The organism is Flavobacterium aquidurense (assembly GCF_031458035.1).
GTDB classification, from domain to species: Bacteria; Bacteroidota; Bacteroidia; order Flavobacteriales; family Flavobacteriaceae; genus Flavobacterium; species Flavobacterium aquidurense_C.
The window spans coordinates 16,175-28,820 of record NZ_JAVDXR010000001.1; the positions used below are offsets into that span (position 1 = coordinate 16,175).

Sequence of the window (12,646 nt, forward strand, 5' to 3'; positions counted from 1 at the left end):
AATTAATAATTTTACTAAGTATTTCTAACTTTAACATGGTAAACCACATTAGGTTTTGTTCCTACATGCTCTAACAAGTGATATGATCTTTCATCAGCCGCTAATTTGGCTACTTTGCTTTCAGTATCATTCACATCACCAAATATCATTGCTCCAGAAGAACAAGCATTAGAACAAGCTGTTTGGAATTCACCATCAGCAACTGGGCGACCTTCATTTTTAGCTTTTAACTTAGTTGCTTGTGTCATTTGAATACACATAGAACATTTTTCCATAACTCCACGAGAACGAACGTTTACGTCTGGGTTTAACACCATACGTCCTAAATCGTCATTCATATGGTAATCGAATTCACTGTTTTTGTTGTACAAGAACCAGTTGAAACGACGTACTTTATATGGACAGTTGTTCGCACAGTAACGAGTACCAACACATCTGTTGTATGCCATGTGGTTTTGACCTTCACGACCGTGAGATGTAGCAGCTACAGGACATACTGTCTCACATGGTGCGTGATTACAGTGTTGGCACATAACTGGTTGGAATGAAACTTGTGGATTATCTCCAGCTTTTTCCATTTCATTAAATGTAGATAATGAACTAGATAAACCAGCAATATTTTCTTTTCTTTCATTATCTCCTTCAAAAGTACTTTCAGAAGAATAATATCTGTCAATACGCAACCAGTGCATATCACGACTTCTTCTTACCTCCGCTTTACCTACAACAGGAACGTTGTTCTCAGCGTGACAAGCAATAACACATGCACCACAACCAGTACAAGCATTTAAGTCAATTGAAAGATTAAAGTGATGCCCTGTTGTACGATCAAATGATTCCCATAAATCGACAGTTGTAGCTTCAACTTCCTGGTGATCTAAAGATACCATTGGTTTTTCGTTCCAATGTTCAGCATCTTTAGTATTAAAGATTTCAAGAGTAGTTTCTTTAATAATATCTCCTCTACCCATTAATGTTTTCTGACCCTGTACACAAGCAAACTCATGAACTCCATTTGCTTTCGCAATAGAAACAGATTGAACACTATTGAAGTTTTTATACAAAGCGTAAGCATTTAAACCTACTTGCATTTCGTCTTTTAAAGCCGCTTTACGACCATAACCAACAGCTAAACCAACTGTACCAATAGCTTGCCCTGGCTGAACAATTACTGGAACATTTTCTAATTTAGCGCCATCAGCAGTAGTAATAGTAGCATAACTACCATTCAAACCACCATTAGCCACAATTTCGTTAGTTAAGCCAAGTTTCTTAGCATCAGCATTCGAAACTGTAACATAGTTATCCCAAGAAACTCGTGTGATTGGATCTGGAAACTCTTGCAACCAAGGATTGTTTGCTTGTTGTCCATCACCCATACCCGTTTTAGTATATAATACTAATTCGAAATTTCCAGCTGATCTTGATTTAGAAACTGCACTTGCAGCAGCAGCATAATCAACAGAACCAGCAGATAAAGCTGTAGAACCAATTACAAAAACACCATCATGTAAAACTTTATTCCAAGAAGAACCTGCAATAATCCCAGCTGAAGAAGCTTTAAGATAATCGTAGAAATTTCCAGGAACGCCATTTAATGATAATAAAACGTCTTGAAATTGTTTTGTATTGAATATAGGACGAATAGTTGGCTGAGTCAAACTATAAGTACCTTTTGTAATCATAATATCCCCCCAAGATTCTAAGTAATGAGGAGCTGGAGCAGCAATAGTAGTAATTGATGCAGTTTCGTCTTCTTTTAAAGAAAAAGCAACTGAAGTTTTTACTTTTTTCAATCCAGATACAAAAGAAGCTGAATCAGCTAATGTATAAACAGGATTGACACCACTCATGATTAAAGTATGAACACTACCAGCATTCATATCTTTTATTAATTGAGATACAACCGCATTAGAACCTTTTCTAATTTGTCTTGTACCAGCAGTATTAAAAGCTTCACTAGCCAATATCTGATTGATAGCTAAAACTAGTAATTGTGCATTTTTATCTTCAATCCCAGAAACTAAAACTCCTTTAGAACCAGCAGCTTTTAACTGTTGGGCAGCTTTAACAGCTTCTGCTTTAAAGTTACCATCTAAAGTAACTGCAATAGAAGCACCTGCAACTATATTATATATTTGAACTAAAGCTTGTTTTTGATCAGCAATAGTCATTGGAACACGCTTATCAGCAGCAGCTCCAGATAATGTCATATTTGATTCAAACTGAAAGTGACGAGACATTTTTCCGTTTTGAGGAATACGTCCTTGTGCATATCCAGCATCGTATCCACCACCTTGCCAGTCTCCTAAGAAATCAGCACCAACAGAAACAATTAAAGAAGCTTTTGAGAAATCATAATCAACTAAAGCTCTTTCACCGTAAACCGTTTCAAATGCATCTAATGCGTCAGATGATGAAACTGCATCATAAACAACATGTTTTGCATTAGGGTTTTTAGCAATGAATTCACCAATTAATTTTTCAGTAGATGGACTCGCCAAAGTATTAGTCAACAATATCACTTGCCCACCTTTTGCTTTTGCATCAGCAAGACTTGATTTAATTTTTAAATCAACAGCAGACCAGCCACTATTTTTTCCTTCCAATTTAGGCTCTTTCAAACGCATGCTATCATATAATGATAATATAGACGCATGAATTCTAGCATTGGCTGAAAATTTAGCTCCAGAAATAGTATTGTTATCAATTTTAATTGGACGACCCTCACGAGTTTTCACTAATAAGTTAGCAAAATCAAAACCATCAAAAACAGTAGTTGCATAATAATCTGCAACACCAGGAATGATTTGTTCCGGTTGTAACACATAAGGGATAGACTTGTGAACAGGACCTTCGCAAGCAGCTAGTGTAACAGCTGCAGTACTAAACCCTACGTACTTTAAAAAGTCACGACGTGAAGTTCCAGATTGAGCTAAAGCATCTGCATTCCCTAAGAATTCTTCTGTAGGAATCTCTTCAACGAATTCGTTATTTCTAAGCGCCTCAACAATAGAACTATTCTCTAGTTCCTCAACACTTTTCCAGTATTTTTTGTTTGATGACATTGTATATAAATATTAAAATCTTAATAATTCGATTAATAGTGGCATTTACCGCATTCTAAACCTCCCATTTGCGCTGCAGTCAATTTTTCTACACCGTATTTTTTAGAAAGTTCAGCATGAATTTTATCATAGTATGCATTTCCTTCCATCTTAACATCAGTTTTTCTATGGCAATCAACACACCATCCCATTGTTAATTTAGAGTACTGCTTCATGATCTCAAATTCTTGCACAGGACCGTGACAAGTTTGACATTCAACTCCGGCAACATTTACGTGCTGAGAGTGATTGAAATATACAAAGTCAGGCAAGTTATGAATACGAACCCATTTTACAGGCTGTGTTTTTCCAGTATAAGCCTGTTTAGTTTTATCCCAACCAACAGCATCATATAACTTCTGGATTTGAGCATCATAAAAAGCTTTACTGTACTCAGGAGTAGCAGTAGATTCAGCAACTTCAGAAATGTTTTTATGACAGTTCATACAAACATTCAATGAAGGAATACCCGCATTTTTACTCACACGCGCAGCAGAGTGACAATATTTACAATTGATCTCATTATCACCAGCGTGAATTTTGTGAGAATAATGAATTGGCTGAATTGGCTCATAATTCTGATCAACACCAACTTGCATCAAATAAGCATACACAAAATAACCACTTGCCAACAACAAGAATATAGAAGTTACCAATACCAGAAATTGGTTTTTAGCAAAAGCCTTCCAGATTGGCAATCTGGTCTCTTTTGGACCAACCTCAATACCATTTTTACTAGCAACTTTCGTCAATACTTTATTAACCATTACCAACATGACAACTAAAATAGCCATCACAAGAGCAAGAGCACCTAAAATGATATTGTTAGAAATTCCACCTTCTTCAACTTTTGTTCCCGGAGGAGCAGCAGAACCAGGTGCGCCAGCAGCAGGCTCAGCTTTTACTTCAGAAGTATAAGCGATAATATTATCAATATCAGCTTCAGCTAATTGAGGAAAAGCAGTCATTACAGACTTATTATTTTCTTCAAAAAGTTTTACAGCAACAGGATCACCTGATTTAATTACTTCAGAACTATTGTGTACCCACTTATAGATCCAAGCCATATCATGCTTATCAGCAACACCCCTTAAAGCAGGACCTGTTGATTTAGCATCTAATTTGTGACATGCAGCGCAATTTGCATTAAAAAGTTCTTTCCCTTTTACCGGATCACCACCTGATGTTGCTGCAGGAGCAGCAGCTGCAGGTGCCGCAGGAGCAGCAGCAGGATCTTGAGCAAATGAAGTTAGGGAGAAAATCAGCGTTAGCGATAAGCTAAGCAGCAATTTTCTTGAGATCGAATTATGGTTACCCACCTTTTTCATATAGTATAATAATTATCTACTAATTTTTGGTATGATTTTTTCTGTAGTAAATCAGAGAAAACCGAACACCTTCTTTTAAAACTTGCACAAAAATACGACTTATGAACTATTCTCAAAACCTTAAAATACTCTTAAATATCAATTTATATCAATTCTAAATAATATTAAAATTTTACATACAGACTTTAAATACTATTTTTGCATAAAAACCATCACATTATGAGAATTTTAACCCCTTCAAAAAGAGTTTTATTAACATTCACAATGTTAACATTAGCCTATAACATTCATGCTCAAGACCAAAATTTAACACTTAACCAAGATCCAAAATTCGATCAGTTATTGAATGATAAACGCAAAATTAACACGTCAATCAGTACAAACGACACTTATAAAATTCAAATTTTCAGCGGCAAAAGCGACGAAGCCAAAAAAACATTATCCGATTTTAAAAAAGAGAACAACAATATTGATGGTACAATAATTTTCAATACACCAAATTACAAAGTTATTGTTGGGAATTTTAAAACCAGAATTGAAGCTGAAAGAAATTTGGCAGAAATAAAGAGAAGATATAAAAGTGTATTTTTAGTAAAACCAAGTAAATAAAAACAAGAAAAACGTATAAAAAAAGCGAGATTTAGATCTCGCTTTTTTTATGCATTAACATTTTTTTTTAAGATTTACAGGGTCATTCTTTTTTCAAAAATTAAAATACTTTTTATAAAAAACTTTCTTATCCGCAGCTGCTCTGGATGTTCTTCTGTACTCTTTCAACAATTCTTTGTTTGCAGAAAGCAAATTAACCATATATTTATTAGTCAACAACACGGGTACACCAGACACTCTATCTAAAAGCAAAGGAATTTCTGTTTCATTCAAATCAGGAAACAATAAGGACGCGAGACCTCCTCCATACAAAACTGCAATCGCAGCATAATCAACAGAATTAGTTTTAATCGAATCAATAAAATAATAATCTCCCATTACTTCGGTTTTTGCATACAATTTAACCACAGAGAAACGAAACAAATTAATATAAAAACTCTGTCCATCATTGAAACCGTAAAAACTATTTTCTAATTTTCCAGTTTTATTATTTAGAAGACACTTTCTTCCATCGTAACTAGTAACGGTAAAAGCTTCAAGATTTAATGATTTACCTTCAAATAAATCCATATAATTCACATACACCCCTTCTTTAATATCATTTGGCATTACATCATCAATCTTTTTTTCAGGATCAAATATTATATTTATTTTATCAGCATCATTTAGTTCCTTGTAAAACCTGAAACAATTATTTATCGCCTCTATCAATCTCTGACCATGTTTACTTGTAACATCTATCCCGTTCCCTTCAACAGTTGAAGAAAAATTACCTACGATAATATCCTGACCATTTCTATTTTCAATTATGTCTAAAACTACATTTGCATAACCCGTTTCTTTATTAGACTGGGTAACTTCAGAAACATATAACTCATCAATTCTAATATCGATTGCTTTCTTATTATCCGTTTTTGGATAACAGACATTCAAAAAATCACTTAATTCTTCAACAACGGGCTTTTTAAAATCAGCCAAAACTTTAGTATTAAAAAGACTTCTTTGCACTGTTCCAATATTACCTTTCACTTGTCTGCCATCATAAATTTTATTGATATAAAAATCGCCTTCGATTTGTGTATTATTTGAGCTTTCTAAAGAAATCAAAAACTTAGAATCATTTTGTGAATAAGAAACAGAAATAAGGAAGAAGAATATAAAAACGAAATTTTTCATGGGATAAAACAAAATTAACTGAGACGAAAATAAATAAAAAAGTCCCAATTTTCATTGGGACTTTAAAATATAATTATTGAATATTATTTCAATTTTTTCTTAATTGCAACTTCATGGTAAGCCTCAATAACATCTCTTTCTTCGATGTCGTTGTAACCTTTTATCTGAATACCACAATCGTAACCTTTAGAAACTTCCTTAACATCATCCTTGAAACGTTTTAATGCCACAAGTTCACCTGTATGTACTACTACTCCATCTCTGATAACTCTAATTTTAGAAGATCTCATGATTTTACCATCCATTACCATACAACCAGCGATCGAACCAACTTTAGAAATTTTGAAAATCTCACGAATTTCAGCTGTTCCTAAAATTTCTTCTTTCATCTCAGGAGCTAACATTCCTTCCATTGCATCTTTCAAGTCATCGATAGCAGCGTAGATAATAGAATAGTAACGGATATCGATTTCTTCTTTATCAGCAAGTTGTCTAGCATTTCCTGCAGGACGAACATTAAATCCGATAATGATTGCATCAGATGCAGAAGCCAACATAACGTCAGTCTCCGTAATTGCACCAACACCTTTATGGATAATATTAATTTGAATTTCTTCAGTAGAAAGTTTAGAGAACGAATCTGATAATGCCTCAACAGATCCATCAACGTCTCCTTTAAGAATTACGTTCAATTCTTTAAACTGACCAAGAGCGATACGACGACCAATCTCATCAAGTGTAATATGACGTTGTGTACGTACAGATTGTTCACGCATTAATTGAGAACGTTTAGAGGCAATTTGTTTTGCTTCTTTCTCATCTTCAAAAACGTTGAATTTATCACCTGCCGTTGCAGCTCCATCAAGACCTAAAACAGATACCGGAGTCGAAGGACCAGCTTCTTTAACAATATGCCCTCTTTCATCATGCATGGCTTTAATTTTACCATGATGCTTACCAGCCAACATATAATCTCCAACTTTTAAAGTTCCGTGTTGAACTAAAATCGTAGAAACATATCCTTTTCCTTTATCTAAGAAAGCCTCAACCACAGTTCCCTGAGCTGCTTTATTAGGATTTGATTTTAAATCTAAAATCTCTGCTTCCAATAATACTTTCTCTAATAATTCTTTTACACCTGTTCCAACTTTTGCAGAAATATCATGTGACTGAATTTTTCCACCCCAATCTTCTACAAGTAAATTCATGCTAGCTAAACGCTCTTTGATTTTCTCAACATTAGCATTTGGCTTATCAATTTTATTGATTGCAAATATAATTGGCACTCCCGCAGCTTGTGCGTGAGAAATAGCTTCTTTTGTTTGTGGCATGATATCATCATCCGCAGCAACAACAATAATAGCAATATCGGTAACCTGAGCTCCACGTGCACGCATCGCGGTAAACGCCTCGTGACCCGGTGTATCTAAGAATGCGATTTTTTGACCATTATCTAAAGTTACGCCGTATGCTCCAATATGCTGTGTAATACCTCCAGACTCACCAGCGATAACATTTTCTTTACGGATATAATCCAGTAAAGATGTTTTACCGTGATCGACGTGACCCATTACAGTAACAATTGGCGCTCTAACCACTAAGTCTTCTTCTTTATCTTCAACTACCTCGATAGCTTCTTCGATATCAACTGTGATAAACTCAACTTCGTAACCAAACTCATCAGCTACAATAGTTAATGTTTCAGCATCTAAACGCTGGTTCATGGTAACCATGATACCAAGAGACATACAAGTTCCAATTACTTTAGTAATCGGCACATCCATCATAATTGCAATTTCACCTACAGTAACAAACTCAGTAACTTTAATAGTTTTACTTCCTTCGTCAAGCGCTCTTTGCTCATCATCAGATTTCTGACGGTGTGTTTCTCTTTTATCTCTTCTGTATTTAGCAGCTTTAGATTTACCACCTTTACCCTGAAGTTTTTCAAGAGTCTCTCTAATTTGATTTTTTACTTCCTCTTCAGTAGGCTCCACTTTAGCAACAATAGCAGGACGGTTTCCTTTTACAAAACCTGGTCTTGCACTTCTGTTAGCATTAAAACCTCCGCCACCGGTATTTGGTGTAATTTTATTAGGATTTGGAGTTCCCGGTGCATTACCTGTTGCAGGTTTTGGTGCACCCGGTGCTCCTGGCTTAGGAGCAATTCTTTTACGCTTATTTTTATTAGCGTTGTTTCCAGCCCCTGGAGCTCCCGGTTTATTAGGAGTTATCTTTGGATCTTCTTTCTTTTTCTTAGGCTTGTTAAATTGAGATAAATCAATTGTTTGCCCAGTTAAAGTAGTTCCTGATAATTTTTGATATTGTGTAGTGATAGTTTCCTCAGCAGTTGCAGGGTCAGTTGAAACAACAGGTTCTTGCGCTACTTTAGGAGCTTCAGCTTTTACTTCTTTTTTCTCAGTAATAATTGGCTTTTCTACCTTTTTCTCTTCAGAAACTACAGGAGCAACTGGCTCAGGCTGTACAATTTCTTTTTGAACAGGTTCTTCTGGTTGAGTTGGAGTAACAACTGCTTTTGGCTCTTCAGTTTTAACTGGTTCCTCAGAAGGAGTAGAAACAGCTGCAGGTTTCTTCGGATTTAAATCAATTTTACCAACTTGAACAGGTCCGGTTACTACAGCTCTCGCTTTTATAATCTCTTGCTGTTTTTGGCGCTCTTCGTCTTGTCTGCGTTTGTCCTCAATTTCTTTCTCACGTTCAACACGTAATGCTTCTTTCTCTTTTCTTTTCTCTTCTCCTACCTCTTTAGAAGCTTCCTTATTCCCCTTATCGCCCGCAAATTGGCTTTGTAGGATATTAAATTCGCTATCAGAAATTTTCGCATTAGGATTTGCATCAATGGCAATTCCCTTATCTTTTAGATAATCAACAGCTCTTTCTAACGAAATATTTAATTCCCTTAAAACCTTGTTTATTCTTATTACTCTCTCTTCAGACATATAACCTTTTTATTATTACCTTTTTCGTTGTGTTGTTAGAGCAGATAATTAGTTATCAAACTCTTCTTTTAGTATTTTCATAACGTCAAGAATAGTTTCCTCTTCTAAATCCGTTCTTCTTACTAAATCTTCTACTTCTTGTTTTAAAATACTTTTTGCAGTATCCAAACCTATTTTAGCAAATTCTTCAATTACCCAGTCTTCGATTTCATCTGAAAACTCTGTTAATTCAACATCGTCTTCATCAGCCGTTGCTCCTGCAACATCTCCTTCACGAATAACATCTAATTCGTAACCTGTTAGCTGGCCCGCTAATTTAATATTGTGACCTCCTCTACCAATTGCTTTAGAAACTTCTTCTAATTTCAAGAAAACTTCAGCTCTTTTATTTTCTTCATCAATTTTGATAGAAGAAACTTTTGCAGGACTTAAAGCTCTTGTAATAAACAATTGAATATTGCTTGTATAATTGATAACGTCAATATTTTCGTTTCCTAATTCACGAACAATTCCGTGAATACGAGATCCCTTCATACCAACACAAGCTCCAACAGGATCAATTCTGTCATCATAAGAATCTACCGCTACTTTAGCTTTTTCACCAGGAATACGCACTACATTTTTAACTGTAATCAATCCGTCAAATACTTCAGGGATTTCTTGTTCAAACAATTTCTCTAAAAACTTCTCAGAAGTTCTAGACATGATAATTTGAGGTTTATTTCCTTTTAATTCAACGCTTTCAATAATTCCACGAACATTATCTCCTTTACGGAAAAAGTCAGATGGAATTTGTTTTTCTTTCGGAAGCACAATTTCGTTTCCTTCATCATCAACTAAGATAACTACTCTAGGACGTACATGGTGCACTTCGGCAGTATAAATATCACCGATAATATCTTTAAATTGCTTGTAAAGATTTGTATTATCGTGTTCGTGAATTTTAGATATTAAGTTTTGACGCAAAGCCAAAATAGCTCTTCTTCCTAAGTCAATTAATTTAACCTCTTCAGAAACTTCTTCACCAATTTCAAAATCCGCTTCGATCATTCTTGCTTCAGTCAAGGTAATTTCTTCGTTTTCAAAATCAAGATCTTCGTCAGCAACGATTACTCTTCTTCTCCATATCTCCATATCTCCTTTATCAGGATTTATAATGATGTCGAAGTTATCATCAGAACCGTATTTTTTCTTTAATGCATTTCTAAACACGTCCTCTAAAATTGCCATAAGCGTTACACGATCAATAAGTTTATTATCTTTAAACTCTGAGAATGAATCGATTAATGCTAAATTTTCCATGCGAATTCTTTAATTAAAATGTTACTGTAACAATTGCCTCTTTAATTTCTGTATAAGGTATTTGTTGCTCTTTTTGAACTGTTTCTTTTCCTTTTCCTACTTTTTTCGGTTCTCTTGCTTTCCAAGACAAAATTATAAAAACATCGTTAGCTTCTACTAATTCTGCTTCAATTTTTTCAGTATTTGTAGTAACAATCAATGTTCTACCAATATTTTTCTTGTATTGCCTTGTCATTTTCAGAGGTGATCCTACTCCCACCGATGCTACTTCAAGCGAAAAATCCTGCTCTTCACGATCCAGATTATTCTCGATTGCACGACTAACATCAATACAATCCTGCAGCGCCACTCCATTATCTCCGTCTAAACCAACACTAATTTTGAAAGAATCCGAAATAGACAAGTCAATCAAAAAGATTGATGGCTTTTCCAGAATAGCTTCTTCAATTAATCCGTTTACTTTTTCTTTAAATGTCATAATTTTATAAAAAGAGGGGACACTTAGTCCCCTCATTATTTAGATTTTAATAAATAACGGTGCAAATATAGTGTTTTTTTTATAAATCAAAATAAATAGATTGCTCTAAAAATATTTCTTATCTTTATGGAAGCATTAAAATAACGGATTTTTCAAATAATTTAACCTCAAAAAATTATGAAACGAATTTTAGTCCCTACTGACTTTTCAGAACATGCTGAAGATGCCCTAAAAGTTGCCGCCCAAATTGCCCAAAAAAATGATTCGGAAATAATCGTTTTACACCTGCTTGAGCTCCCACACCAAATGAACGATGCCATATTAGGCAGCACAAGCATTCCAGAGACAATGCTATTCATGAAAAAAGCAAACGAAATGCTGGACGAAATCTCATCAAGACCCTATTTAGATGGAATTCCAGTAACAGAAATTGTCAAAATAGATAAACCAATTCATGGAATCACACAAGTAAGCAAAGATTATGATGTTGACTTAATTATCATGGGCTCGCATGGCTCTTCTGGCGTTGAAGAATTATTAATTGGCTCTAATACCGAAAAAGTTGTTAGAAATTCGGAAATCCCAGTTTTAGTTATTAAAAAAGAAATTTCAAGTTTTAAAATAAACAACATTGTTTTTGCATCGGATTTTTCTGAGGAAACCAAAAAACCATTCGAAAAACTATTAAACTTCACTAAATTTTTTGAATCAAAAATACATCTGGTTACAATCTGTACACCCAATAGCTTTAAACCAACTCACGTAATTGAAAAAGCCATGAATGAATTCATAACTGAATTTAACATAAGCGATTACACCACCCACATCTACAACGACACTAATATTGAAAAAGGAATTATCAATTTTGCAAACAGCATAAACGCAGATATTATCGGAATGTGTACACACGGCCGAACTGGTTTTGCACATTTCTTTAACGGAAGTATTAGCGAAGGCTTAGTAAATCACGCCGTGAGACCTGTTATTACGTTAAAAATCTAAATAATTCCCTTCACTTTCGGGATTCACTTAAATTTATTGCATAAAAAAAGCCTCTCGATTGAGAGGCTTTTACGTTGGTCTACTAGGACTCGAACCTAGAAAGACTGCACCAAAAACAGTTGTGTTACCATTACACCATAGACCAGCAGCGCTGTTAAGCGAGTGCAAATTTAAAGCTTTTTTTAGTTTGCGCAAACTTTTTCAACAGAAGCATCAACAAAGATTCACAAAACATTGCTTATCAGCCTGTTCTTGCATTTATTTTTTTTTGTAAACCACAATCCGATCATCCCATACGTTTCCTTGCCTCATCTTTGTTCTACCAATCCTCCCTTTAATACTGAATCGCAAAAAAAATTAAAATTATCCAGAAAAATTAGGACATAAAAAAAGCCTCTCGATTGAGAGGCTTTCATGTTGGTCTACTAGGACTCGAACCTAGAAAGACTGCACCAAAAACAGTTGTGTTACCATTACACCATAGACCAGCAATGCTGTTAAGCGAGTGCAAATTTAAAGCTTTTTTTAGTTTACGCAAACTTTTTTGCTAAAAAAAATCTTTTTCCCTCATTTTTTTTCCTCTAAAACCCTTACTTATTCCGCAAGTATTTCACAAACAACACGTTACTTTTATCAAATAGTTTTGCAGAATTTTATGTTAATGCTCGTTTCTTTAAACAAAAA

The 12,646-nt window shown here is 34.7% G+C and carries 8 protein-coding genes and 2 tRNA genes; 2 read left to right on the forward strand and 8 right to left on the reverse strand.

Annotated features, from left to right (window positions below):
• Positions 1 to 14: 14 nt before the first annotated feature.
• Both J2X17_RS00055 and J2X17_RS00060 read right to left on the reverse strand, forming a co-directional pair.
• Positions 15 to 3,068 (reverse strand): TAT-variant-translocated molybdopterin oxidoreductase, encoded by a 3,054-nt coding sequence (locus J2X17_RS00055; protein WP_310293515.1) that lies wholly within the window; start codon positions 3,066 to 3,068, stop codon positions 15 to 17.
• Positions 3,069 to 3,100: 32 nt separating this feature from the next.
• On the reverse strand, positions 3,101 to 4,435 hold the full coding sequence (locus J2X17_RS00060) for a c-type cytochrome (protein WP_310293517.1): 1,335 nt from the start codon (positions 4,433 to 4,435) through the stop codon (positions 3,101 to 3,103).
• Between the two features lie 219 nt (positions 4,436 to 4,654).
• Here J2X17_RS00060 and J2X17_RS00065 point away from each other — a divergent pair, with 219 nt between their 5' ends.
• Complete coding sequence (locus tag J2X17_RS00065) at positions 4,655 to 5,044, forward strand: SPOR domain-containing protein (protein ID WP_310293520.1); 390 nt, start codon at positions 4,655 to 4,657, stop codon at positions 5,042 to 5,044.
• Positions 5,045 to 5,137: 93 nt separating this feature from the next.
• On the opposite strand, the gene J2X17_RS00070 is transcribed toward J2X17_RS00065, so the two are convergent.
• The 4 genes from J2X17_RS00070 to rimP form a co-directional block, all read right to left on the reverse strand.
• Positions 5,138 to 6,220 carry a hypothetical protein gene (locus J2X17_RS00070; protein WP_310293523.1) on the reverse strand — a complete coding sequence of 361 codons (1,083 nt, stop codon included), beginning with the start codon at positions 6,218 to 6,220 and terminating at the stop codon, positions 5,138 to 5,140.
• Between the two features lie 83 nt (positions 6,221 to 6,303).
• On the reverse strand, positions 6,304 to 9,180 hold the full coding sequence (gene infB, locus J2X17_RS00075) for a translation initiation factor IF-2 (RefSeq protein ID WP_310293525.1): 2,877 nt from the start codon (positions 9,178 to 9,180) through the stop codon (positions 6,304 to 6,306).
• A gap of 48 nt (positions 9,181 to 9,228) precedes the next feature.
• Positions 9,229 to 10,482 (reverse strand): transcription termination factor NusA, encoded by a 1,254-nt coding sequence (gene nusA / locus J2X17_RS00080; RefSeq protein ID WP_056190461.1) that lies wholly within the window; start codon positions 10,480 to 10,482, stop codon positions 9,229 to 9,231.
• A 13-nt stretch (positions 10,483 to 10,495) separates the two neighbouring features.
• Positions 10,496 to 10,960 (reverse strand): ribosome assembly cofactor RimP, encoded by a 465-nt coding sequence (gene rimP, locus J2X17_RS00085; protein ID WP_310293529.1) that lies wholly within the window; start codon positions 10,958 to 10,960, stop codon positions 10,496 to 10,498.
• 177 nt (positions 10,961 to 11,137) lie between these two features.
• On the opposite strand from rimP, the gene J2X17_RS00090 reads away from it, so the two are divergent.
• Positions 11,138 to 11,962, forward strand: a complete 825-nt coding sequence (locus J2X17_RS00090) for a universal stress protein (protein ID WP_310293532.1) — start codon at positions 11,138 to 11,140, stop codon at positions 11,960 to 11,962.
• Between the two features lie 74 nt (positions 11,963 to 12,036).
• Here the strand turns inward: J2X17_RS00090 and J2X17_RS00095 are convergent.
• Positions 12,037 to 12,107 (reverse strand) — tRNA-Gln (locus tag J2X17_RS00095).
• A 272-nt stretch (positions 12,108 to 12,379) separates the two neighbouring features.
• A tRNA-Gln gene (locus J2X17_RS00100) sits at positions 12,380 to 12,450 on the reverse strand.
• Positions 12,451 to 12,646: the final 196 nt, after the last annotated feature.